Source organism: Pustulibacterium marinum, assembly GCF_900116665.1.
Taxonomy (GTDB): Bacteria; Bacteroidota; Bacteroidia; order Flavobacteriales; family Flavobacteriaceae; genus Pustulibacterium; species Pustulibacterium marinum.
Window position 1 is genome coordinate 91,924 of record NZ_FPBK01000007.1, and the last position, 25,330, is coordinate 117,253.

At 35.6% G+C, this 25,330-nt stretch carries 18 protein-coding genes; 11 read left to right on the plus strand and 7 right to left on the minus strand.

All coding sequences use genetic code 11. The features are described 5' to 3' along the window. Positions 1-19: 19 nt before the first annotated feature. The 6 genes from dapB to BM383_RS10895 all read right to left on the minus strand — a co-directional run bounded on the left by dapB (position 20) and on the right by BM383_RS10895 (position 4,554). A complete protein-coding gene (gene dapB, locus BM383_RS10870) occupies positions 20-724 on the minus strand; it encodes a 4-hydroxy-tetrahydrodipicolinate reductase (protein ID WP_093025165.1) in 705 nt (234 codons plus the stop codon). Then, a complete protein-coding gene (locus tag BM383_RS10875; protein WP_245766573.1) occupies positions 724-1,338 on the minus strand; it encodes a DUF5683 domain-containing protein in 615 nt (204 codons plus the stop codon). The genes dapB and BM383_RS10875 overlap by 1 nt, the downstream gene beginning before the upstream one ends. Then, on the minus strand, positions 1,328-2,242 hold the full coding sequence (locus BM383_RS10880; RefSeq protein WP_093025166.1) for a ParB/RepB/Spo0J family partition protein: 915 nt from the start codon (positions 2,240-2,242) through the stop codon (positions 1,328-1,330). The genes BM383_RS10875 and BM383_RS10880 overlap by 11 nt, the downstream gene beginning before the upstream one ends. A 5-nt stretch (positions 2,243-2,247) precedes the next feature. Then, positions 2,248-3,021 (minus strand): ParA family protein, encoded by a 774-nt coding sequence (locus BM383_RS10885; RefSeq protein ID WP_093025167.1) that lies wholly within the window; start codon positions 3,019-3,021, stop codon positions 2,248-2,250. Positions 3,022-3,131: 110 nt separating this feature from the next. Next, positions 3,132-4,016 (minus strand): SDR family oxidoreductase, encoded by an 885-nt coding sequence (locus BM383_RS10890; RefSeq protein ID WP_093025168.1) that lies wholly within the window; start codon positions 4,014-4,016, stop codon positions 3,132-3,134. Between the two features lie 76 nt (positions 4,017-4,092). Continuing rightward, positions 4,093-4,554 carry a ferritin family protein gene (locus BM383_RS10895; RefSeq protein ID WP_093025169.1) on the minus strand — a complete coding sequence of 154 codons (462 nt, stop codon included), beginning with the start codon at positions 4,552-4,554 and terminating at the stop codon, positions 4,093-4,095. A 926-nt stretch (positions 4,555-5,480) separates the two neighbouring features. Here BM383_RS10895 and BM383_RS10905 point away from each other — a divergent pair. The 9 genes from BM383_RS10905 to uxuA are packed head-to-tail and all read left to right on the plus strand — an operon-like array spanning position 5,481 to position 21,805. Then, entirely contained in the window at positions 5,481-8,591 is a 3,111-nt protein-coding gene (locus tag BM383_RS10905; RefSeq protein WP_093025171.1) for a beta-galactosidase, LacZ type, read from the plus strand. A gap of 3 nt (positions 8,592-8,594) precedes the next feature. Continuing rightward, entirely contained in the window at positions 8,595-10,442 is a 1,848-nt protein-coding gene (locus BM383_RS10910; protein WP_093025172.1) for a glycoside hydrolase family 2 protein, read from the plus strand. Next, the gene (locus BM383_RS10915) at positions 10,432-11,997 is read left to right on the plus strand and encodes a glycoside hydrolase (protein WP_093025173.1); all 1,566 of its coding nucleotides are present in this window, start codon (positions 10,432-10,434) and stop codon (positions 11,995-11,997) included. Before BM383_RS10910 ends, BM383_RS10915 begins: the two co-directional genes overlap by 11 nt. A gap of 12 nt (positions 11,998-12,009) precedes the next feature. Next, a complete protein-coding gene (locus tag BM383_RS19010; protein WP_093025174.1) occupies positions 12,010-14,052 on the plus strand; it encodes a family 43 glycosylhydrolase in 2,043 nt (680 codons plus the stop codon). A 10-nt stretch (positions 14,053-14,062) separates the two neighbouring features. Further along, positions 14,063-16,660, plus strand: coding sequence for an alpha-L-arabinofuranosidase C-terminal domain-containing protein (locus tag BM383_RS10925; protein ID WP_218157929.1), 2,598 nt, complete (start codon positions 14,063-14,065; stop codon positions 16,658-16,660). After that, a complete protein-coding gene (locus tag BM383_RS10930) occupies positions 16,660-18,570 on the plus strand; it encodes a glycoside hydrolase family 43 protein (RefSeq protein WP_093025175.1) in 1,911 nt (636 codons plus the stop codon). The genes BM383_RS10925 and BM383_RS10930 overlap by 1 nt, the downstream gene beginning before the upstream one ends. Positions 18,571-18,575: 5 nt before the next feature. Further along, positions 18,576-19,772, plus strand: a complete 1,197-nt coding sequence (locus tag BM383_RS10935) for a DUF4861 family protein (RefSeq protein ID WP_093025176.1) — start codon at positions 18,576-18,578, stop codon at positions 19,770-19,772. Between the two features lie 21 nt (positions 19,773-19,793). Further along, complete coding sequence (locus BM383_RS10940; RefSeq protein WP_093025177.1) at positions 19,794-20,615, plus strand: SDR family oxidoreductase; 822 nt, start codon at positions 19,794-19,796, stop codon at positions 20,613-20,615. A 2-nt stretch (positions 20,616-20,617) separates the two neighbouring features. Next, positions 20,618-21,805: a mannonate dehydratase gene (gene uxuA / locus BM383_RS10945; protein ID WP_093025178.1), complete on the plus strand. Its 1,188-nt coding sequence runs from the start codon at positions 20,618-20,620 to the stop codon at positions 21,803-21,805. Here the strand turns inward: uxuA and BM383_RS10950 are convergent. Then, entirely contained in the window at positions 21,800-22,798 is a 999-nt protein-coding gene (locus BM383_RS10950; RefSeq protein WP_093025179.1) for a GntR family transcriptional regulator, read from the minus strand. The genes uxuA and BM383_RS10950 overlap by 6 nt on opposite strands. 262 nt (positions 22,799-23,060) lie before the next feature. On the opposite strand from BM383_RS10950, the gene galK reads away from it, so the two are divergent. Together galK and BM383_RS10960 are read left to right on the plus strand one after the other, a co-directional pair. Then, positions 23,061-24,242 carry a galactokinase gene (gene galK, locus BM383_RS10955; protein WP_093025180.1) on the plus strand — a complete coding sequence of 394 codons (1,182 nt, stop codon included), beginning with the start codon at positions 23,061-23,063 and terminating at the stop codon, positions 24,240-24,242. Continuing rightward, the gene (locus BM383_RS10960) at positions 24,223-25,275 is read left to right on the plus strand and encodes a UDP-glucose--hexose-1-phosphate uridylyltransferase (protein ID WP_093025181.1); all 1,053 of its coding nucleotides are present in this window, start codon (positions 24,223-24,225) and stop codon (positions 25,273-25,275) included. Before galK ends, BM383_RS10960 begins: the two co-directional genes overlap by 20 nt. The last annotated feature ends 55 nt before the right edge of the window (positions 25,276-25,330 follow it).

The window sequence follows — 25,330 nt, forward strand, 5'->3', positions numbered from 1 at the left end:
GAAGGATAGTGTTACAGGATTAACCTATATTTAACACATCTTTCATGGTATAAATTCCTGTTTTTCCAACAAGCCATTCTGCTGCAATTACAGCTCCAAGGCCAAAACCTTGTCTGGAATGTGCTTCGTGAGTAATGGTAATAGAATCAATTTCTGAATTGTAAAATATAGAATGCGTTCCGGGAACATCAGGGATTCTTTTGGCTGTTATTTCAATATCTTCTGATGTAGGATGCTCTAAAGTCCAATTATTTTTACTATCATAATTGTTAATGATTCCTTCTGCTAAACTAATTGCGGTTCCACTGGGAGCATCTAGTTTTTGAGTATGGTGAATTTCTTCCATAGAAACATTATATTCCTTCAAACCATTCATTAGTTTCGCTAAATGATCATTTAATTCAAAAAATATATTCACGCCAACGCTAAAATTAGAACCATATATAAATGCTCCGTTTTTTTCTTTGCATAGCGAAACTACTTTTGAGTAATCTTCTAGCCAACCTGTGGTACCGCTAACCACGGGAACTCCGTTATTTATACAATTTGTGATATTGTTGAAAGCAGTGGTAGGAATGCTAAAGTCTATAGCAATATCTGCTGTTGTAATATCATATTCTTTAGTGTTACGGTCTGCTTTTATCACAATTTCATGGCCTCTTTCGGTAGCAATTTTTTCAATTGCTTTTCCCATTCTACCGTAACCCAATAAAGCTATTTTCATTACAATCGAATATTTAATGTTAACCCTATATCGGGAGTACTTCTAAAGTTATTCTGTTCAATATAAGGGTTCAAAGATAAGTCTTTATTAATATTAAACTGCTTTAAATGCGCATCAACATTGGCATCGATGATATTTAAAGCGTATATACCTATAAATATAAGTAGTGATAAATCTCTATCACTTTGATAACTATTTTGAATATCTTCTAATCTATCTGTGGTAATATCTGGATTTCCAGGATCTATACCACTTCCGTTGAGATCATAATAATCATCGTCCATATGTCCGCTAAGTCTGCGTTTGTAAGCGTCTCTAAATTTATGATACTGCTTATTATTCCAAAGATAAGCATAACCAGCAACTCCCATTCCTCCATAAACTATAGGGATTTTCCAATAACTATGGTTGTATGCTTGTCCCAGACCGGGTAAAATTGCAGAGTAAAAAGAGGCTTTTGAAGGTGCTAAAGGTTCAAATGGTCTTTTACTTTGAATTATGGTGTCTATAGATTTTACTGCTGCGGTATCTGCCGGAGTTTTATCTTTATCCTGTGCAAAACCACTAAAAGTCAGTAAAATAAAAAATATACATGCGAAATGTTTACTTATCACCAGAAATTAATTTTTGAATACGTTTAAAATCTTCTTCGGAATGAAAAGGTATAATGAGTTTCCCTTTTCCATTCTTACCTACTTTAACGTCAACTTTGGTAGAAAAGTACTCGTTGAACTTTGGAAGCCCTTTTTCTACAAATTCTGGAGAAGCGCTTGTAGTAGGTTTAGTTGGTGATTTTGGATCTATAGTTTTATCTAACTGATAATTTTTTACGAGTGTTTCGGTAGCTCTTACACTTAGAGAATCAGTAATTATTTTTTCGTAAATAGCAATTTGATCTTTTTTATCTTCAACATTGATGAGCGCTCTACCATGTCCCATGCTTACAAATCCATCTCTCATTCCTGTTTGAATAATGGGATCTAATTTTAATAAACGAAGGTAATTGGTAATTGTAGAACGTTTTTTACCAACACGGTCACTCAGTTGTTCTTGAGTAAGATTTATTTCATCTATAAGACGTTGATAAGAAAGTGCAATTTCTATAGGGTCAAGGTCATGGCGTTGGATGTTTTCAACCAATGCCATTGCCAAAGATTCCTGATCATTTGCAATACGAATATACGCAGGAACGGTTGTAAGACCGGCCATTTTGGAAGCTCGTAAACGGCGCTCTCCTGAAATTAACTGATATTTATTGAAGTCAAGTTTACGAACGGTTATCGGCTGAATAACACCTAACTCCTGAATAGAAACAGAAAGTTCTTGTAAGGTTTCTTCATTAAAATTGGTTCGCGGTTGAAAAGGGTTTATCTCAATTGCCTCAATTTCTAACTCTATGATGTTTCCTAAAACTTTATCTGCATTTTTGTCTTCAACAGATTTAATATCGTTTTCAGGATCTTTTAATAGAGCCGAAAGTCCTCTCCCTAAAGCTTGTTTCTTTACTGCTTTTGCCATCTAAATTATACCTTTTCTTTATTCTTCTTTATCAACTCATGTGCCAAGTTCAAGTAGTTGGTAGCTCCTTTACTAGTGGCATCATAATTTATAATGGTTTCTCCAAAACTTGGAGCTTCACTCAAACGTACATTTCTTTGAATAATGGTTTCAAAAACCATATCACTAAAGTGTTTTTGAACTTCTTCAACAACTTGGTTAGATAGTCGTAAACGGGCATCATACATGGTAAGTAATAAGCCTTCGATATCTAAATTTGGATTATGAATTTTTTGAACACTTTTGATTGTGTTCAATAACTTTCCTAAACCTTCTAAGGCAAAATACTCACATTGGATAGGAATAATTACCGAGTTTGCTGCCGTTAATGCATTCAATGTTAAAAGCCCAAGAGAAGGAGCACAATCTATAAGAATATAATCGTAATCATCTTTAATGCTGTCAAGACTTTGTTGAAGCATGTATTCTCTTTTGTCCTTATCAACCAACTCAATTTCAATAGCAACCAAGTCAATATGTGCCGGAATCAAATCTAAATTAGGTGAATCACTCTTCAGCACTAATTCTTTTGCATTCATAGTGTGTTCAAGCAATTGGTAAGTTCCGTATTCAATGGTTTCCACGTCAAATCCAAGACCAGAAGTGGCATTGGCCTGAGGATCAGCATCGATCAATAAAACTTTTTTCTCAAGTACACCTAAGGAAGCGGCAAGGTTTACAGAAGTTGTGGTTTTGCCTACTCCACCTTTTTGATTTGCAATAGCAATAATTTTACCCATTGGTTGTTGATGGTTTTAGAGTGGTAAAAATACAATTATTTGTGGGTTAAAAAAACGAAAATTATTAACACAAAAACTGCATTTTGTTTAGCTAATTCTAAGTAAATAGATTAGCTCTTATTTTTTTTAGATTTGATCATTGCTTCCAAAGTATCCCACATTTCTTCGGGAATAGCTTCTAGTAAGTTGAACTGCCCAGCACCCTTTAGCCATTCTCCACCGTCAATGGTAATAACTTCTCCATTGATATATGCTGAAAAGTCTGAAATTAAATATGCTGCTAAATTTGCTAGTTCTTGATGATCGCCAACACGCTTTAATGGAACTTTTTTGGCGAGATCAAATTTTTCTTTCAAATCTCCGGGTAATAACCTATCCCAGGCACCTTTGGTAGGAAATGGTCCTGGTGCAATAGCGTTGGATCTAATTCCGTATTTAGCCCATTCAACAGCCAAACTTCTTGTCATGGCCAATACTCCTGCTTTTGCAGTAGCGCTGGGAACCACATAGGCAGAACCTGTCCAAGCGTAGGTGGTTACAATATTTAAAATAGTTTTATTGGTTTCTTTTGTATCTATCCAATGTTTACCAAAGGCAAGCGTACAATTTTTTGATCCTTTTAATACAATATCAATAATGGTGTCAAATGCATTGGCAGAAAGTCTTTCCGTAGGAGAGATAAAATTTCCAGCAGCGTTATTGACTAAAATATCTACAGAACCGAATGTACTAATAGTTGCTTGTAGCATTTTTTCAACTTCCTCATAATTGCGAACATCACATGCTACTGCCTTGCATTTTTCAGTTAGATGACTGGGGAATTGAGCGATGGTAGTTTCCAATTTTTCCAAATTTCTTGAAGTAATGACAACGTTTGCGCCTAATTCTAAAAAGTAGGTAGTCATAGATTTTCCCAAACCGCTTCCGCCACCGGTAACTACAACTGTTTTGCCCGTCAATGTATCTTGTGGTAGCATTTTAGTATTGAAATTCATAATGATAATTTTTCAACAAGATAAAAAAAAACCTTTGACAATAGCCAAAGGTTTTCATGTAGAAAAAATCCTTTTTCTAACTATGGATAGTTTCATATTCCTCTAGAATATTTTTAATTTCACACGAGTATTTTTCCAATTTCTGATGTTGCTTGTCTAAAAGTTCTCTAGTATCTCTATCAATGTCAGTATCTTGAGTTAACTTTTTATAGGCCTTTAAAAGTGCATCTTCACAACTTATACAAATATCGTGGGAAGAGTCAATATTTTGATACTTAAAGTCGTCTTTCAAAGCCAACCATTTTTCAAATATGGAACCGGGGTTGTAATCTTTTAAAGCTCCGCCGTAAATAATTACAGTATTTTCCAGCTCTGTTTTGAACTGTAAACTTTGTTCTATCATTTTACTATAGGCAATAGAAAGTTCTTTTCTTTCACCTTTCAAGCAATCAATAGCATCTTGATAATCTTTTATTCTTTCAGAATTTATTTTAATTAAATCCTTAAGTTGATGGATGGTTTTTGCATGATGTTTCATAACAACTTGTTTCTGTTTGTTTTAGCTAAAGTATTCAATCTTCGTTTTGAATTTCAAAAAATCAAATTAAGGGTTTGTTAATGTTTGATTAAATGAAGTAAGAGAGAATAGAGGAGTTTCAAAATAAACGATGTAAAAACTTGTTAAATAGCTTTTTATGTATTGAAAGGATAATCTTTTAAACTGGTAGAGTGTATTTTAAAAACTGGTAGGTACTGTTCTTTTTTATTAAAAAAAAATTATATGTTTGGTAACGAATTAATAATAAAACAGTTTCTTAAAAAGTGATTCATTGATTTATTGAGCTAAATTTTAAATAATTAGTAGCTGTTTCTTATTTAAAGTTGATAATGTTTCATTTGAATTTCTGAATTTTTTTTAAAATATAATCGAAAACGATTTCGTTTTGTTTGTGAATCTTAGTAATTTCTAAGTTATTGATAATATAGGATGAATAATTAAGAATATATAAGTAGAAAAATAGACAAAACATTTATAAGTTGGATTAGCTTAATACTAGATGTATACTAGAACCTGATGACGGAATTTTTTGTATTTCGTATCAGGTTTTGGGGTTTTTGTACATTCTGTTTTAATAAGTATAATTTTTACACTTATAAATTTGATTGAAAAAAGACTAACCAATGCATAGAAATTTGACCAAATTTGTACTTTCTCTAGAACATTTAGTCCTAAAATCTACTCTGTTAGATCTTTTTCTTTGGAACAGATATAATCAAAATAAGCTAGCTTTCACCTCAGATCTTTCTAAGAAATTATACAATACAAAACATAAACTTCACGATTTTGCTCAAAGTATAATTCAAGGTGATAAAGACAGTTTAAAAAGCATTCATCTAGTACTATAGAAATTAACGATATTAAATAAAACAATAAAGTAAAAGCACCGAATAACTAACAAGCTCATGAATAGAAAAACCATATTTTTACCATTACTATGTCTCCTTGCAGGAGCATTAAATGCACAACAAGCTAAAAACGAATGGGAGAACCCAACCGTTTTAGATAGGAATAAAGAAGAAGGCCATGCCCAATTTGTTGTGTATAATTCCGAAAAAGCAGCTCAGTCAGGTGAGCACAGTAGTTCTGAGTTCTACAAAAGTCTTAACGGCACTTGGAAGTTTTCTGTAGTGAAAACTCCTAAAGAAAGACCAACAGATTTTTTTAAAACAAATTTAGACGATAGTAGTTGGGATGATATTAAAGTTCCATCCAATTGGGAATTGGAAGGATTTGATACACCAATTTATACAAATGTAAAGTATCCTTTTCCTAAAAATCCACCGTTCATAGATGAATCATACAATCCTGTAGGAAGTTATAGAACTACGTTTACAGTTCCTGCTGACTGGGATGAAAAAGAGGTGATTTTACACTTCGGATCAATTTCTGGTTATGCAAAAATTTATGTGAACGGAGAAGAAGTGGGCATGACAAAAGCTTCTAAAACACCAGCCGAATTTGATGTTACTGAATTCTTGAAGGAAGGCGAAAATTTGTTAGCGGTTCAAGTTTTTCGTTGGCATGATGGAAGCTATTTAGAAGATCAAGATTTTTGGCGTTTAAGTGGAATTGAACGGGATGTGTATTTACAAGCACTTCCTAAATTAACCGTTTGGGATTATTTTGTAAAAGCTGGTTTAGATGATTCCTACACTGATGGAAATTTAGATGCAACAGTAGATTTACGAAAGTTTGAAGGAAACAAAAACCGTAAAGCAGAGGTTACATTCACATTAGTAGATGCAGCTGGGAAAAAAGTTTATACCGAAACTAAAGAAGTAGGTAAAAAAGACGAAATCGTAAATTTCAATACAACAATTAAAGAGGTTCATAAATGGTCAGACGAAACACCATATTTATACTCTTACACAATTAGTTGGAAAGGTAACAAATCAGATTTAGCTGTTATTGCCGGAAAAACTGGTTTCCGTCGTGTTGAGCTGAAGAATGCACAACTTTTAGTAAACGGAAATGCTGTTCAGGTACACGGCGTTAATTTGCATGAACACCATGGTACAAAAGGTCACGTACCGGATGAAGCTATGATGCGAAAAGATATGGAGTTGATGAAGCAATTCAATATCAATTCGATACGTATGAGTCATTATCCACATGGATCGGAATTATATGATTTAGCGGACGAATACGGATTTTTTATTGTTGATGAAGCCAATATAGAAACGCATGCTATGGGAGCCGAGTGGCAAGGTGGTTTTGATAAGTCGAAACACCCTGCGTATTTGCCAGAATGGGCACCTGCTCATTTAGATCGTATCAAGCGTATGGCAGAAAGAGATAAAAATCACCCTTCCGTTATCCTTTGGTCTATGGGTAACGAGTGTGGAAACGGGCCTGTTTTCTACGATGCATATAAATGGTTGAAAAAATATGATGACACCAGATTAGTTCAGTTTGAACAAGCTGGAGAAAATGAAGACACCGATGTAGTTTGCCCAATGTATCCAGGGATCGATTACATGACGAAATATGCAAATGCTACGGATAAAACACGTCCGTTCATCATGTGTGAATACAGTCATGCAATGGGAAATTCCAACGGAAATTTTCAGGAGTATTTTTATATTATAGACAATTCGCCGCACATGCAAGGCGGATTTATCTGGGATTGGGTAGATCAAGGTTTGTTGGCAGAAGAAAATGGCCAAGAATTTTGGGCGTATGGTGGAGATCTTGGCGGAGAAGATCTTCAAAACGATGAAAACTTCTGTGCTAACGGATTGGTTTCTGCAGACAGAACGGTGCATCCTGCGATTTATGAAGTGAAAAAAGTATATCAACCAATTAAGTTTAATTTTGATAACGGAAAGCTTTCAATTAAAAATGGATATTTCTATACCAATTTAAATGCATTTTCTTTTGGTTGGGAATTACTTAAAAATGGTGAAATAGCAGATCAAGGAACGTTTACAATAAATGGTGAACCACAAAGTACAGTTTCAAAATCTATTGATGTTTCAGTTGATGCTACTGCAGAATATTTCTTAAATGTATATGCTTATACTACGGAAGGAACTGACCTAGTTCCTGCACAACATGAACAAGCAAGAGCGCAATTTAGTTTAGGAGAAAAGAACTTTTTCGATTTTGTTTCAACAATAAATTCAGATAAAAAAGCTTTAAAAATTAGTAAAAGCAAAGAAGTTTTAGCTTTTGAAGCAAATGGAGTAGAAGGTACTTTTGATTTGGTAAATGGAGTAATATCATCTTATCATTTCAAAGGAGAAAACGAAATGATCACAGCTTATCCAACACCTTATTTTTGGAGAGCTCCAACAGATAATGACTTTGGAAACGGAATGCCTTCTAAGCTTGAAATTTGGAAAAACGCTCACAAAAATCCAACTGTTACTTCGGTAGAAGTCGGTAAACAAACTGAGACAGGGTTGCCTGTAAAAGTAAGTTTTGAGCTTTCAGAAGCTAAAGTTCCTTATACTGTAGAATATCTTATCCAAAATGATGGAACTATAAAAGTTACTGCAGCAATAGATATGGAAGGTAAAGATCTTCCTGAAATTCCTCGTTTTGGAATGCGCATGCAGTTACCGGGAGCTTATAACGATTTAGAATTTTATGGCCGTGGTCCATGGGAAAACTATTCAGACAGAAAGGATGCCGCATTTATTGGAACTTACCAAAGCACAGTGGAAGATCAATTTGTTTGGGAATACATTCGCCCACAAGAAAATGCATTTAAAACAGACGTTCGTTGGGTGAGTTTTACAAAAAATGATGGTACTGGTATTCAAATTACAGGAACGCAACCGATAGGTTTCAGTGCATTAAATGTTTCTACAGAATCTTTAGATCCGGGGAAAACTAAAGATCAACGTCACACTACAGATGTACATCCAGAAGATAAGGTGTACATTCATTTAGACTATAAACAACGTGGGTTAGGTGGTGATGATAGCTGGGGAAGATATCCGCATAAACCATATCTTTTATTAGATGATAGTTATAGCTATAGCTACACAATTCAGTTATTAAAATAGATCATGAACAAAATAAAACTCACTTTATTAATATTGGTTTTGGGCTTTACATATGGTAAGGCCCAAGATCAACTTATTGTTAACACGCAGGGAAGAAAAACAGTTTCATTAAATGGTACGTGGAATTATATTATAGATCCCTATGAAACTGGATTTTTCGATTATCGTTTTAAAGAACGAAAAGAAAATGATCCTGGTGCTTTCTGGAATAAACCAGTGATTACCAAAAAAACAGATTGGACCGAACATGATTACAAAGAGCCGTATACTATAGAAGTTCCAGGTGATTGGAATTCTCAAGATCCTATATTTAAATATTATGAAGGAACGGTTTGGTATCAACGTACTTTTGATAAGCCTGAAGTGGAGACAAATGAAAGTGTGTTTTTATATTTTGGAGCAGTAAACTACGAAGCGCATGTATATCTAAATGGTAAAAAGTTAGGAATGCACAAAGGAGGTTTCACGCCATTCAATTTTAAAATTCCTGCTGAATTACTGAAAGACACTGGTAATTATTTAGTTGTTCATGTAAATAACAAAAGATATGCAGATGAAGTACCAACTTTAAATACAGATTGGTGGAATTATGGTGGAATTACTAGAGATGTAAAACTTGTTATCACGCCGAAGGAATTTATTCAGCAATATCATATTCAGCTAAATCAATCTCAAGATATAGCAAAAGCTAAAAAGAAAAAGAAATTTCAAATTAGTGGCTGGGTAAAACTTAATGCTTCAACTTCTGAAGAAATTGTATCTGTTAGTATTCCTGAATTAAAAATTCAACAGGACTTTACAGTTACAGGTGATTCAGTGAAAATTGATTTTGAAGTGAAAAAACTAAAACTTTGGTCTACTGAAAATCCAAAATTATACGATGTAGAAATAAGCTTCAAAGAGCATTCAATTTCAGATAAAATAGGATTTAGAAAGGTTGAAGTAGCAGGAACTAAAATTCTCCTGAATGGCAAACAGATTTTCCTAAGAGGTATTTGCACACACGAAGAAATATCTTCCGACCAGCGCCGTGCAACAAGCAAGGAAGATGCACGTAAATTGTTTGCAAGCGTTAAAGATTTGCATGCAAACATGGTTCGTTTGGCGCATTACCCACACAATGAATATATGACCAGAATGGCCGATTCTTTGGGGATTTTACTTTGGACCGAAATTCCGGTTTATTGGACTATCGATTTTAAAAATCCAGCGGTATTGGCAAAGGCCGAAAATCAATTACAAGAAATGATTACGCGCGATAGAAATAGAGCTTCCATCATTATATGGTCTGTTGGTAACGAAACTCCGGTAAGCGATGCTCGAACCAAATTCATGAGTACGTTGGTTAAAGATGCTAAAAAATTAGATAACACCAGATTAATAGCAGCAGCTTTAGAGGTCGGTTACAATAAAAATGTAAATTTTGTAGATGATCCTCTTGGTGAATACACAGATATAATTGCTTTAAACGAATACTTAGGTTGGTACGGAGCAACACCAGATGCGTGCGAAACAGCTGAGTGGGAGATAAAATACAACAAACCATTTTTTATTAGTGAAACCGGGGCTGGTGCCAAAGGAGGTTTTCATGACGATAAAGAAATGCGTTTTAGTGAAGAATATCAGCAATGGTATTACGAAGAGCAAATTAAAATGTTTAAAAAACAATTTCCAGAAAGTTTCAGTGGGGTAGCACCGTGGGTTTTATATGATTTTAGATCACCAAAACGAAACAATCCAACATATCAGGAAGGATATAATCGTAAAGGGTTAATTGATGATAAAGACCACAAAAAGCTAGCCTTCTATACTTTAATGGAATATTATAAAGAACTAGAAAATGAAGAATAACAAACTTCATGTTTTCCTTTTGTTCCTATTGATTTTAGCCAATGCTACTGCGCAAGAGGTTACATCAATAAAAATAAACACTTCTGAAAAATACCAAACCATCGATAATTTTGGTGCTGCCGGATGTTGGTACAGCGAAGGAATTGGAAAATACTGGCCTCAGGAAAAAAGAGAACGCATTGCCGAATTGTTGTTTAGCAAAGCTTTTGACGTTTCCGGAAATCCGGTAGGAATTGGACTTTCTGCATGGCGCTTTAACATTGGAGCCGGAACTTTTGAACAAGGGGATGCCAGTGGTATTTGGGATGTGAATAGAAGAGTAGAATCTTTTTTAGCTCCTGACGGAAGTTATGATTGGACAAAACAAGAAGGGTATCAATGGTTTTTGAAACAAGCAAATTCCTACGGAGTAGAGCGTTTGATTGCTTTTTCTAATTCGGCACCGGTGCAATTCAACAAAAATGGTTACGGTTTTAAAACTGAAAAAGACTATGTAGCCAATTTGAAAGATGAACATTATGAGGATTTTGCTGAATTTTTAGCTACAGTTGTAGCGCATTTTAATGGAGAAGGAATTCATTTTGATTACATAAGTCCAATTAACGAACCACAGTGGGATTGGTTTGGAGAACCGGGACATGCAAAACAGGAAGGTTCTCCTTGGTCTAATGAAAATATTTCCAAAGTTGCACATTTATTAGATGCAAAACTTACCGAAAGAAAACAAGATACCAAGATTATGCTAAGCGAAGCTGCTCAACTCGATTTTCTATATTCAGGAAATAGAGATAGCCGCCAGCAGATTCAAGATTTGTATAGCAAAGAAAGTGCTATCAACGTATTAAATCTCGCGCATGTGCCAGACTTGGTCGTGGGGCACAGTTATTTTACAGAGTCTTCAGACGAGCAATTGATTGAAGTAAGACAAGCGGTTAAAAAAGCAGGGGAAGCACATGATATTACTTTTTGGCAATCGGAATATTCTATGTTGGGCGATGGTTATAAAGATGGAAAAAAAGGCCGAATTTCCGCAATAGATTGCGCCTTGTTTTTAGCCAAGGTGATTCATTTTGATTTAACCGAGGCCAATGCAGGAGCTTGGCAATTTTGGAATGCTTTAGAACCTGGAAATCCAGATTTTGATACGCGTTATTATTTGATTGCGCTACAACCCAATGAAACACATACAAATGGCGACTTTTCTGTAACCAAAAATTTGTGGGCCATGGGGCATTTCAGCAGGTTTATTCGTCCGGGAATGCAACGTATTGCTTTAGAAACCGGTTTAGACGCCAATGCTTCAGCGCAAGAGTTGATGGCTTCTGCCTATCTAAATCCAGAAACGAATGAAATGGTGGTGGTAGCAATTAATTATAGCGAAACAGCTCAAACCTTAAAATTAGATTTTCAAGCTGAAAAATACCATTTGTATGATGCATACCGTACTTCAGCCGAAGAAAATATGAATCTTTCCAAAATCAAAAATAATGAGAAAATACGCAAAAAAGTGACGCTTCCTAAAAGGTCGATCACCACATTTGTGTTCAAAAAATAAAATCAATTCTGTATGAAAAATTCACTCCAACTAAGTTTTCTGCTGTTTCTTGTGTTACACGTTGCTGTGGCACAACAAACGAGTTTTACACCCGGGGCAATTTGGAAAGACACCGATGGTAATCATATCAATGCGCATGGTGGTGGTATGTTGTTTCAAAATGGGGTGTATTATTGGTACGGAGAGCACAAAGGAACGTCGAGTAAAGCCAACGTTGGCGTAAATGTTTACAGTTCTACAGATATATACAATTGGAAAAAAGAAGGAGTAGCACTTTCGGTTTCAAAAAAGAAATCTTCCGAAATTACCAAAGGCTGTGTTATTGAACGTCCGAAAGTAATTTACAATCAAAAAACGAAAACTTATGTAATGTGGTTTCATTTGGAGTTGAAAGATCAAGGTTATAGCGCTGCCAGAACAGGTTTGGCTATCAGCAAAACGCCAACGGGACCTTTCAAATTCATAAAATCCTTCAGACCGAATGCTGGGAAATGGCCTATCAATTTTAAAGAAGAATGGAAGCAAGAACAACCTAATGAAAAGAATTTAGAGTGGTGGACACCCGAATGGTACAAAGCAGTCAAACAAGGTTTGTTTGTGCGTCGTGATTTTGAAAAAGGGCAAATGTCTAGAGATATGACCTTGTTCGTAGATGATGATGGCAAAGCGTACCACATTCATTCTTCCGAAGATAATTTGACCTTACATATTTCGGAATTGTCAGATGATTACAGAAGTTTTACGGGGAAATACATAACTGTAGCTCCAGCCGGACATAACGAAGCGCCGACAATTTTTAAACAAAACGGAACGTATTATATGATCACTTCTGGTTGTACCGGTTGGGATCCGAATGCGGCACGTTCTTTTAGTGCAACCTCTATTTGGGGACCTTGGAAACAACTGAAGAATCCAGCGATAGGGAAAGATGCAAACATTACGTTCGATTCGCAAAGTACGTATGTTTTTCCGGTGGAAGGGAAAAAAGATGCCTTCATTTTTATGGCAGATCAATGGCGACCTCAGAATCATATCGACGGCAGGTATCTTTGGTTACCTGTGAAAGTAGTCAACGGGCAACCAGTTTTACAGTTTTATAGAAATTGGAATCTCAACGTTTTTGAGCATCAGGAGCAACCAAAAAAGAACCAGAAATTGAGTGATATTCGTTTGAGTGATCCCGCAATTGTAGCTGATCCTAAAACGAATATGTATTACATGACAGGAACTGGCGGAAAGCTTTGGCAAAGTAAAAACCTAAAAGAATGGGAAGGTCCTTTTGAGGTAGCCATGACAGATCCAACTTCGTGGATGGGAGATAACCCTATGATTTGGGCAGCAGAACTGCATCAGTATAAAGATAAATACTACTATTTCGCTACGTTTACCAATAGAGATGTGAAGATTGATACGGTAAAAGGCAATGTCATAGAGCGCAGAGCAAGTCATGTATTGGTGAGCGATGCTGCGGCCGGACCCTATATTCCTATGAAAGATGACACGTATTTGCCTGCTAGCAAACCTACTTTAGACGGAACTTTTTGGGTTGAAAACGATACGCCTTATATGATTTATTGTTATGAATGGCTTCAAAATTGGGATGGAACAATTGAGAAAATTCAATTAAAACCAGATTTGTCAGGAAGCGTAGGAGAAGGCGAGTTGTTGTTCAAAGCAAGTGCTTCGCCTTGGAGTAAGGAAAAAGATGCTACCGGAAACATAAAACCCAATAAAGTAACTGATGGTCCGTATTTGTTTAGAACCGGCACCGGACGTTTAGGAATGATTTGGACCAGTTGGATTTTCAATGATTATGTGCAAGGTGTTGCCTATTCCAAAAGTGGAACTTTAGACGGACCTTGGATTCAGGATGAAAGTCCTATTACACCTCCAAATTTCGGACACGGAATGTTATTCACCACGTTTGAAGGAAAAACCTTGATGTCTGTGCATAGTCATAAAGAAGTTAGCGGACAATATGTTCGAATTCCGCATTTGTTTGAAGTAGATCTTTCAGGAGATAAGTTAATTGTTGGTAAACCTTACCAACCGTAAAATATAAATTATGGATCAGTTGCAACAGTTCAAAAACCAATTGATAATCGTTTTAAAAATGACACTATTGGCATTGTTATTTGCCATACCTGTGAAAACTTTAGCAAACCCGGGGAAAGCCTATTTGTTTGCATATACTAAAAATGAAAATCGAAGCAGAAATGGTTTGCATTTTGCCTGGAGTACTGATAAGGTAAATTGGCATAAAATTGGTCCAGAACATGGATTTTTATTTTCAGATTATGGAAGATGGGGTTCTCAAAAACGTTTGGTGCAGCCTTTTTTGTTTCAAGATACAAACGGACTTTGGCATGCCATCTGGAGTGTAAACGAATCTGATACTGCTTTTGCACATGCGGCTTCGGAAGATTTGGTACATTGGAAACGTCAATCATATCCTATGCCATCCAATGGTTCTAATGTGTTAGAGCCGGTTGTTTTTATGAAAGATGATCAATATGTGATTCAGTACAAAAGTGATAACAACGGGAGCACTGAATATTTTCAAATCACTACTTCCGATTTTAAAAGCTATTCAAAACCACAAAAAATTGATAAGATTCAAACTTTAAAAACCGAAGTTGTCATTGGGAATGAAACCCTTACGGGAACTTTGCATCAAGTGGATTGGAAGGTGATTCAAGGTTTAATAGACGCCAAAGATTTAAGCAAATACAAACAAAGTTTACACGCCGAAACTACAGCCGAAGATGCTACAAGATTTGACGGTTTGGAATCAGTTTCTGTTGCTGTAAAAGTGCAACCAGAACAAAAAAAGCAAATTTCTGATAAGTTGATGGGGATCTTTTTTGAAGATATCAATTACGCTGCCGATGGCGGTTTGTATGCTGAATTGATTCAGAACCGTGATTTTGAATACCATCCGTCAGATAAGCAATACAGAGACAAAAACTGGAATCACTTTTTTGCTTGGACTTCTAAAAATATCGAAAGCAAGTTAGACAGTGTAAACCCTATTCACGAAAACAATAAGTATTATTTGATACTCAACAATGGTGAGTCGTTAACTAACGAAGGTTTTGATGCCATTCCGTTAAAAGCAGACGAAAAATACAATTTCTCCATTTCTGCAAAAACCTATGGAAACAGTAACAAATTATTAGTACAATTGGTAGATGATGCCGGTAAAGTGTATGATGAGGTAAACATTAAAGTAAATGCTTCTTCATGGAAAAAGTATCAGAAATCCTTCAAAATTAAAGAAACTGTAGCCGATGCGAAATTGGTGATTACACCACAAAATTCGTCTAAAGTGGCGGTAGATATGGTTTCGCTATTTCCAGAAAATACATTTCACAATCACAAAAATGGATTGCGTAAAGATTTAGCACAGGTGATTGCTGATCTGCATCCGCAGTTTGTTCGTTTTCCGGGTGGTTGTGTAGCGCACGGAGATGGGGTTGATAATATTTACGATTGGAAAAGTACGATTGGTCCGTTAGAAACTAGAAAACCTAACCGAAATTTATGGAATTACCATCAAACGGTTGGACTAGGGTATTACGAGTATTTTCAGTTTTGTGAAGATATCAACGCAGCTCCGGTTCCGGTCATTGCTGCCGGAGTTCCTTGTCAGAATTCAGGAACGGGTGGCGCTGGTCAGCAATGCGGAATTCCAATGGAAGAAATGGATGCCTATATTCAGGATATTTTAGATTTGATTGAATGGGCAAACGGTGATGCCGCTACCGAATGGGGTAAAAAGAGAGCAGCGGCAGGACATCCAAAACCTTTCAATTTAAAATATATAGGTATAGGAAACGAAGATTTAATTACCGATGTTTTTGAAGAACGCTTTACCATGATCTTCAATGCAATTCAGGAAAAACATCCGGAAATTACCGTAATTGGTACTGTTGGACCATTTTATGAAGGAACCGATTATGACGAAGGTTGGGAAATAGCCAATCGTTTGGCTGTGCCAATGGTAGATGAACATTATTATGTGCCGCCGGGTTGGTTTATTTACAATCAGGATTATTATGATGCGTACGACAGAAACAACGCCAAAGTATATTTGGGAGAGTATGCATCGCATTTGCCGGGAAGACCTAGCAATATAGAAACTGCACTTTCGGAAGCTTTGTATTTGGCAGCGGTAGAAAGAAATGGAGATATAGTAGAAATGACATCGTATGCACCTTTGTTAGCCAAAGAACACCACACCCAATGGACGCCCGATTTAATCTATTTTAATAACACTGAAGTAAAACCAACTACGGATTATTACGTTCAGCAATTGTACGGACAAAATGCGGGTACCATTTATTATAACAGTAAAGTGTTGGTGGATACTGATGATGATAAAGTTCAAAAACGAATTGGAGTTTCGGTAGTAGAAGATGAAAAAGATGACGCTATTATTGTGAAATATATTAATATGTTACCAGTTTCGGTAAACGTAACAACCAATCTTGGTACATTAATCACTTCGGAAACAACAGCAGAAAAAACGGTGTTTTCTGGGAAACCAGATGCCAAAGAAGCAAGCCTTCAAACTGAAAAGATAAAAACTACAGCAAACCAGAATATGGAATTGGCCCCATATTCATTTACAGTAATCAGAATTAATAAAACTAACAAGTAATGAAAAGAACCATCACAGCATTATGTTGTTTCCTAAGTGTTTTAGGAATACAAGCACAGACGAGAGAAGAAATGCCCGAAAAAGATTTCACGGCATATTTGTTTACCTATTTCACTGGAAATTCAGTAGAAGATGAGCAAATTCGCTTTGCGGTAAGTCCAGATGGCTACCAATACATGGCACTGAATAACAATAAACCAGTAATAGCATCCAAAGAAATTAGTGAAACTGGCGGCGTTCGCGATCCGCATATTTTACGTGGCGAAGATAAGCACACCTATTATATGGTGGTGACTGATATGACATCAAACAAAGGTTGGGATTCTAACCGTGGAATGGTGTTGTTAAAATCAACCGATTTGGTGAATTGGACGTCGAGTAAAATCAATATTCAAAAAAAATACAAAGGACAAGAAGAGCTGAAACGTGTTTGGGCTCCGCAAACTATTTACGATGCAAAAGCAGGAAAGTATATGATCTATTTTTCTATGCAGTATACGGGTAGTCCAGATATTATTTATTATGTCTACGCCAATGAAGATTTTACCGATTTTGAAGGCGAGCCTAAGCAATTGTTTTTTCCTGAAAATGGAAAAAGTTGTATTGATGGCGATATTGTAATGAAAGACGGATTGTACCATTTATTCTATAAAACGGAAGGTCACGGAAACGGAATTAAACACGCTACAACTACCGATTTAACTTCCGGTAAATGGAAAGAAGATGCAGACTACAAGCAACAAACCAAAGATGCAGTGGAAGGTTCAGGTGTTTTCAAACTGAATAATTCAGACGAATATATTTTGATGTATGATGTGTACGGAAGAGGAAAATATCAGTTTACTAAAAGTAAAGATTTAGAGAATTTTGAAGTGGTAGACGATCAAATTTCAATGGATTTTCATCCACGTCACGGAACCGTATTGCCAATCACCAGAAGTGAGTTGAAAGCGCTTTTTGCAAAGTGGGGAAAACCAGCGGCATATCCTGTGGTTAACAGCAATCCTGTTTTAGAAGGCTATTATGCCGATCCTGAAATTATGTATTCAACGAAAACCAAGAAGTTTTATTTATACCCAACTACAGACGGATTTGATGGTTGGGGAGGTTATTATTTCAAAACGTTTTCTTCTGATAATTTAATTGATTGGAAAGACGAAGGAACGATTTTAGATTTGAAAAAAGACGTTTCCTGGGCAGATAGAAATGCATGGGCACCAACGGCTATAGAGAAAAAAGTAAAAGGGAAAATTAAATATTTCTATTATTTCACAGCTGCTCAAAAAGTTGGTGTGGCGGTTTCAGATACTCCGGAAGGTCCTTTTACAGATTCAGGAAAAGCCTTGATCAATTTTAAACCAGAAGGCATCAACAGAGGTCAAGAAATAGATCCAGATGTATTTACAGATCCTAAAACTGGAAAATCATATTTGTATTGGGGTAATGGTTATATGGCTGTTGTAGAGCTTAAAAAAGATATGGTTTCTTTCAAAAAGAAGAGTTTAAAAGTTATAAAGACAGATGGAACTTTTAGAGAAGGAACCGAAGTTTTTTACAGAAAAGGGAAATATTACTTTTTATGGAGCGAAGACGATACCCGTAGTCCAAACTACAGAGTACGTTATGCAACCAGTGATAGTCCGGTTGGACCACTAAACATTCCTGAAAACAATTTGGTAATCAAAAAATTGCCTTCGAAAGGAATTTACGGTACCGGACATAACTCGGTCATCAACATTCCAGGAACCGATAAATGGTACATTGTATATCACAGGTTTTCTATTCCAAACGGAATTACTATGGGCGATGCTGCCGGTTTCCACAGAGAAGTTTGTATTGATGAGTTAAAATTTGACGAAGACGGAAATATTTTAGAAACTATTCCTACCTTAGACGGAATTCAAAAATAATCCACATGTTTTTTAAAAATTGTATTAGGTTGTTTTCATGTGTATGCTTAATTAATGTAATCGGTTGCACTGAATCTGAAAAGAAATCAGGGAGTTTAGAACTCACTATAGAAAATCAATTAAGTTTTGATAGAGAGGAAGTCGTTTCAATTCCGATAGAAGATTTAGATGGTATTTTAAAAAACACCTCACCGGATAATTTACGAATTAAACATGCAGATTCAACATCATATTTACCAACGCAATGGGTAGATATAGATTTGGATGGAAGTCCTGATGAATTTTTATTTATGGCTAAAATAGCAGCCAAAAACGTAAATACGTACATTTTAGTTGCAGACAGCACCATTGCAAAGCCGGAAAGTAAGCTTACTACATATTCAAGGTTTGTTCCAGAACGAACAGACGATTATACTTGGGAAAATGATAAGATTGCTTTTAGAACGTATGGACCAACCGGACAAAAAGAAGCGTTGGCTGGCGTTCCCGGAAGTACACTTTCCAGTGGAATAGATTTGTGGTTAAAAAGAACGAGTAGATCTGTTATTAATGATTGGTACAAAGGCTACCAAACAGATCCTATGTACTATCATCGAGACAAAGGCGAAGGTTACGATCCGTATCATGTTGGTGGAAGTCGAGGTGTTGGTGGAATTGGTATTTATGAAAACGATTCGCTTATCGTTTCGCAAAATTTTATGCATTATAAAACCATAGCCGAAGGACCATTACGTACAGTTTTTGAATTGTCTTACGATCCTTGGAGTCCGTATGAAGTACAAGAAACCAAACGAATTTCTTTAGATTTAGGAGCAAACTTTTCAAAATTTGAAATCAGTTTAAAAGCTGCTAAAGAAGTACCAAATTATACTGTAGGCTTAACCATGCACAAAAATGAAGGTCAATCAAAAATAGACGTAGAAGATGGTTGGGTTCGTTATTGGGAAAAAATTGATGATGCCTATGTAGGAGAAGGTATTGTAATGCCAACTAAAGAAATCGATTCTGCTTTCACCATAGTTTCAGAGGTTCCTGATGCTAGTCAAATCTACATTAAAGCGAAACCTACCGAAAAATTAGTATACTATGCAGGATTTGCATGGCAAAAAAGTGGTCAAGTAAAAACTGTGGAAGATTGGGAGTTGATACTTGATCAAAAAGCAAAATCTATTGCTTCTCCATTAGAAGTTACGTTTAAATAATATTCATATAAAAGAAGAATAATGTTACTAAAAAATAAGGTTGCGGTAATTACTGGTGGTACCGGAGTTTTGGGTGGTGCTCTTACGAGAGCTTTAGCTAAAGAAGGGGCCAAAGTTGCCATTTTAGGTAGAAGTTTAGAAAAAGCTGAGAAACTAGCCGAAGAAATTATTGCCAACGGTGGTGTAGCTCTTGGCGTGAGTGCCGATGTTGTAAACAAAGAAAGCTTGTTAGCGGCTCATCAACTTATAAACGATAAGCTAGGATCTGTAGATATCTTATTAAATGGTGCAGGAGGAAATCATCCTTCTGGTGTAACGCACGATGAAGTTTTTAATGCTGATGAAGATGGAATTCAAAATTTCTTTGGATTAAGTTTAGATGGAATGGATCATGTTTTCCGTTTAAACTACATGGGGACTTTTTTACCTACTCAAATTTTTGCAAAAGATATGATTGGCAAAAAAGACTGCAATATTATAAATATTTCTTCTGTGAGCGCGCCTTTGCCTTTAACCAAAGTTCCTGCTTATAGTGGAGCCAAAGCCGCCATAAGTAACTTTACGCATTGGTTAGCCGTATATTTTGCCAAAGAAGGTATTCGTGTCAATGCCATTATTCCTGGCTTTTTTCTTACGGAACAAAATCGAACTTTATTAACCAATGAAGACGGAAGTTTAACTTCTCGTGGTAATAAAATTTTGAATAATACACCCATGCAACGCTTTGGAGATCCGGAAGATCTGGTAAGTACTTTATTATATTTGTGTAATCCGGCTTCTCGTTTTGTAACGGGAATCACGGTGCCGGTTGATGGTGGATTTTTAGCTTTTAATGGAGTTTAGTTATGGGATTAGAACAAACTTGGCGTTGGTACGGACCAAAGGATTCAGTTTCGCTAGAACATATAAAAATGACAGGTGCAACAGGTATTGTTACTGCATTGCACCATATTCCTAATGGTGAAATCTGGACAGTTGAAGAAATTCAAAAAAGGAAACAAATTATAGAAAAGGCTGGTTTATCGTGGTCTGTGGTAGAAAGTATTCCTGTTCATGAAGATATTAAAAGAAGAACTGGAGATTTTCAGCACTATATAGAGAATTACAAAAAAAGTATTCAGAATTTGGCATTATGCGGAATTGATACGGTTTGTTACAATTTCATGCCGGTGTTAGACTGGACAAGAACCAATCTATCTTACAAAGTTGCAGATGGTTCAAAAGCCTTGCGTTTCGATTTAATTGAATTTGCGGTTTTTGAAATGTTTTTATTGAAAAGGCCAAATGCTGAGGTAGCTTATTCAGAAGCGCAGCAAAATCAGGCTAGAGAAAGATTTCTTACCATGTCGCAAGATGAAAAAGACTTGCTGGTAAACAATATTATAGCAGGACTTCCAGGAGCTGAAGAAGGCTATTCTTTAGAGCAATTTCAAGAAATTTTATCTTCTTATGATACAATTGATGATAGCATTTTAAGAAATAACTTATATGATTTTCTAAAAGAAATTATTCCGGTTGCGGAAGAGAACAATGTACTCATGGCCATTCATCCAGATGATCCTCCTTTTCCAATTTTAGGACTACCAAGAATTGTGAGTACCGAAGCTGATGCACAACAATTATTGAATGCTGTGGATAGCAAGTATAATGGATTGTGCTTTTGTACAGGTTCTTATGGAGTAAAAGCAGAAAATGATTTGGAAGGAATGGTGAAGCGACTAGGACATAGAATTAATTTTGTTCATTTAAGAGCCACTAAAAGAGACGAAGCAGGAAATTTCTATGAAGCAGATCATTTAGATGGAGATGTAGATATGTATACTGTTTTGAAAGCTTTATTGTTAGAACAAAAAGAGCGAAAGGAACAGGGGAGAGTAGATGTGCGTTTACCCATGCGTCCAGATCACGGTCACCAAATGCTTGATGATTTAAATAAGCAAACCAATCCTGGCTACTCGGCTATCGGAAGATTACGAGGTCTGGCTGAATTACGTGGGTTGCAATTAGGAATTGAAAAAAGTTTAGGATTATAAAGAACCTCTTAGAATCAACCTGCTTTTGTTGGCTATTTGTTCTTTTCGTTGTCCAAGAACCATTTCTGCTAGTATAGTGCCCATGGCGGTAAAATCGGTAGAAATGGTTGTAATTCCATTAGCAACAACCTTTTTTAGGTGTGTATCATTGTAACTAATAATTCCTATATCGGTACCTATTACTAAGTTTTTTGAGTTGGCTTCTTCAATAACGTTGACCAAATGGCGATCATCAGGAATGATAAATACTTGTCCTTTTTCCAAAGTGTAATCTTTTATATCAGGTATAATTTCGTGTTGTAATTGGTAATCATTGCAAAACTTGTTAAAACCAATACGCATTCCTGGAGGCTGTTTAAAATCTGGAAAGATCATTACCAACTTTTCGTATTTATCTAACGCTTCTTTTCCTGTGAGTAAAGCACTGTAAATATCACTTACAAAATTTTGATGGATTGAAGGGTATTCTTTCAATTCATCATTTGTTTGGTCTAAAATGTATACATCGTTTTTGGGAAGTTTTTTAATGTATTTAGGTGCATCTTTCAAAATAGTAGGCATAATTACATATTTTGAGTAATCACCATTATTTTCATTGATCAATTTTTTGAAAACATCTATACTGAAATAATGAAAGAAAATATCTATTCTGGCAAAAGTACCCATGGTTTCTTTGAACGAGTGGTATAGATCTTCTTTAAAGGAGTTGAGCTCATCAAATAAGAGAAAAATTCGCTGCTCAGTAGTAAATTCTTCGCTTTTTATGTAATAGCCTTTCCCTGGCATGGCAATAATAATTCCACGTTTTTTAAGATCGTCATAAGCTTGTAAAACAGTATCTCTACTTAAAGAGAATTCTAAAGCTACTTTATTGATAGAAGGTAGTTTATCTCGTTTTTTTAAACGTTTTTCAGCAATTGCTGTTTCCACGGAAAATATAATTTGCTTGTATTTAGGAACACTACTATTTTCTTCAATATTTATAAGCTTCATGACTTTCTCATTTTTAACTCAGAAAAATAACTGGTAGCTAAGATACTAAAACTGGTTGGTACTGGTATGTAATTTATTGATTTTTTTTCTACTTTTGGTAACGAATTATGAATTAATCTACTTTTTTAAGTGTATTTAATGATGAATAGTAGTTTAAATTGATGATTTATGAAATTGATAACTGACTTTTCAGAAATAATTCAATTTTGTCAAGATCTTTAGAAAACATAAAATGTAGTAGCATTAGCTACTTTTAAAAGATATGAAGAACGAACTAATCACTTCGGTAAAAGCAACTTTTACTGAAACTTTTAAAAATCAACCAGCACATATTTTTATGTCACCGGGACGTATCAATATTATTGGTGAACACGTAGATTATAATGATGGTTATGTATTGCCGGCAGCGATAGACAAGTATGTTTGTTTTGCGATGACAACACATGAGTCAGACGAATGTACTATTGTAGCTAAAGATTTGAATGATAGCATAACCTTCTCTATTAATGATGAGGTAAAACCACATGAAAAAATGTGGGTAAACTTCTTTTTTGGAGTTTTACATCAAATCAAAGAAAAGACTCCATTGTCTGGTTTCCATATCGTTTTTAGTAGCGATGTTCCAATGGGAGCAGGATTGTCTTCTTCTGCAGCTTTAGAATGTGGTTTTGCATTTGCTTTGAGCAAGTTGTATAACTTAGAGTTGAGCAAAGAAGAAATTGCTTTGATAGGGCAAAAAGCAGAGCACACATTTGTAGGTGTTAATTGTGGAATTATGGATCAGTTTGCCAGTGTTTTTGGGAAAGAAGATCATGTAATTCTGTTAGATTGTAATACCCTAAAGTACGAATATCACAAAGCAGATTTTAAAGAATATGCGCTGTTACTGTTAGACAGTAAAGTAAAACATACCCATTTAACTTCTGGTTATAATGACCGTAGAAGAGAAGTGGAAGAAGGCTTGGCATTAATAAAAACAACGTATCCTGATGTAAAATCGTTTAGAGATGTTACAGAATATATGGTTACAGCTATTGAAAATGAACTTGGTCCGGTTAATTTTAAACGTTGTCTTTTTGTAGTGAAAGAAATCAAACGTGTTTTAGATGCTGTGAAGGCTATTGAAGCTCATGATTTCGAAAAATTGGGAGCTTTAATGTTTGAAACGCATCAAGGACTTTCTCAAAATTATGAAGTAAGCTGTGAAGAAATTGATTTTCTAGTGGATATGGTAGCTAACGATGCCAATGTCATAGGTTCTAGAATGATGGGTGGTGGCTTTGGAGGTTGTTCTATCAACTTGGTGAAAAAAGAAGCAGTAGATAACATCATAGAGAAAGTAAGCGCTGCTTACAAAGAAAAATATAATATTGATTTAGAAGCTTATAAAGTAGCTATTTCAGAAGGAACAACAATATACAAAGATGAGCACGCAAGCATTTGATTATAACGAACATCCGCATAGAAGATTCAATCCACTTTTAGGAGAATGGGTTTTGGTTTCTCCACACCGAGCTAAACGTCCTTGGCAAGGCCAAAAGGAAAGTGCTGTGGTAGAAGACAGACCAAAACACGACCCTAATTGTTATTTATGTGCAGGAAATACACGTTCAAATGGGGTTCAGAATCCAGATTATAAAGATGTGTATGTTTTTGATAACGATTTTCCATCTTTATTAACCTTAGATGTTGAAACTCCAATTGATGAAAATCCATTATTTCAATTAAAACCTGAAAAAGGAATCAACCGAGTAATTTGTTTTTCACCACGTCATGATTTGACTATCCCGGAAATGGAAGTAGAAGCCATAGAAAAAGTGGTAGATGCGTGGAAAGAGCAATACCTAGATTTAGGTAGTAGAGATTTCATCAAACATGTTCAGATTTTTGAAAACAAAGGAGCTGTGATGGGATGTAGTAATCCACACCCACACGGACAAATTTGGTCACAATCATCGTTACCAACTTTGGTAGAAAAAACGCAGAACAATTTAAAGGCGTACTATCAGAAGAACGGAACCAGCTTATTAGCTGATTACCTTCAGGAAGAATTGAAGCGTAAAGATCGTGTAGTCATAGAGAACGATCATTTTGCTGTAGTAGTACCATTTTGGGCTATTTGGCCTTTTGAAGTATTGATCATTAGTAAAAGACATTTCGGAAATATTTCGCAAATGACTGCTGAAGAACGTAAAGCATTCGCAGCCATTTTGAAAGGAATTACCGTGCGCTACGATAATTTGTTTGAAACGTCATTTCCATATTCTTCAGGAATGCATCAAACTCCAACAGATGGAGAAGAGCATCCTGAGTGGCATTTTCATATGCACTTTTATCCACCATTATTAAGGTCTTCCACTGTGAAGAAATTTATGGTAGGGTATGAAATGATGGCCGAAGCACAACGAGATATTTCTCCTGAAAAAAGCGCACAAATGTTGCGAGACCTTTCAGAAGTGCATTATAAAAAAGGATAACCAACCATTATCATATAGTTTAATATTTGTTTTTAGATTTAGTATTGATTCATTC

What these genes read in the sequence shown, in the direction of transcription:
- BM383_RS10960 (WP_093025181.1), top strand. Translation starts at nt 24,223, where the DNA reads ATGAGCACGCAAGCATTTGATTATAACGAACATCCGCATAGAAGATTC.
- BM383_RS10915 (WP_093025173.1), top strand. Translation starts at nt 10,432, where the DNA reads ATGAAGAATAACAAACTTCATGTTTTCCTTTTGTTCCTATTGATTTTA.
- galK (WP_093025180.1), top strand. Translation starts at nt 23,061, where the DNA reads ATGAAGAACGAACTAATCACTTCGGTAAAAGCAACTTTTACTGAAACT.
- BM383_RS10885 (WP_093025167.1), bottom strand. Translation starts at nt 3,021, where the DNA reads ATGGGTAAAATTATTGCTATTGCAAATCAAAAAGGTGGAGTAGGCAAA.
- BM383_RS10940 (WP_093025177.1), top strand. Translation starts at nt 19,794, where the DNA reads ATGTTACTAAAAAATAAGGTTGCGGTAATTACTGGTGGTACCGGAGTT.
- BM383_RS10930 (WP_093025175.1), top strand. Translation starts at nt 16,660, where the DNA reads ATGAAAAGAACCATCACAGCATTATGTTGTTTCCTAAGTGTTTTAGGA.
- BM383_RS10925 (WP_218157929.1), top strand. Translation starts at nt 14,063, where the DNA reads ATGGATCAGTTGCAACAGTTCAAAAACCAATTGATAATCGTTTTAAAA.
- BM383_RS10950 (WP_093025179.1), bottom strand. Translation starts at nt 22,798, where the DNA reads ATGAAGCTTATAAATATTGAAGAAAATAGTAGTGTTCCTAAATACAAG.
- BM383_RS10905 (WP_093025171.1), top strand. Translation starts at nt 5,481, where the DNA reads ATGAATAGAAAAACCATATTTTTACCATTACTATGTCTCCTTGCAGGA.
- BM383_RS10890 (WP_093025168.1), bottom strand. Translation starts at nt 4,016, where the DNA reads ATGAATTTCAATACTAAAATGCTACCACAAGATACATTGACGGGCAAA.
- BM383_RS10910 (WP_093025172.1), top strand. Translation starts at nt 8,595, where the DNA reads ATGAACAAAATAAAACTCACTTTATTAATATTGGTTTTGGGCTTTACA.
- uxuA (WP_093025178.1), top strand. Translation starts at nt 20,618, where the DNA reads ATGGGATTAGAACAAACTTGGCGTTGGTACGGACCAAAGGATTCAGTT.
- BM383_RS10880 (WP_093025166.1), bottom strand. Translation starts at nt 2,242, where the DNA reads ATGGCAAAAGCAGTAAAGAAACAAGCTTTAGGGAGAGGACTTTCGGCT.
- BM383_RS10895 (WP_093025169.1), bottom strand. Translation starts at nt 4,554, where the DNA reads ATGAAACATCATGCAAAAACCATCCATCAACTTAAGGATTTAATTAAA.
- BM383_RS10935 (WP_093025176.1), top strand. Translation starts at nt 18,576, where the DNA reads ATGTTTTTTAAAAATTGTATTAGGTTGTTTTCATGTGTATGCTTAATT.
- BM383_RS19010 (WP_093025174.1), top strand. Translation starts at nt 12,010, where the DNA reads ATGAAAAATTCACTCCAACTAAGTTTTCTGCTGTTTCTTGTGTTACAC.
- dapB (WP_093025165.1), bottom strand. Translation starts at nt 724, where the DNA reads ATGAAAATAGCTTTATTGGGTTACGGTAGAATGGGAAAAGCAATTGAA.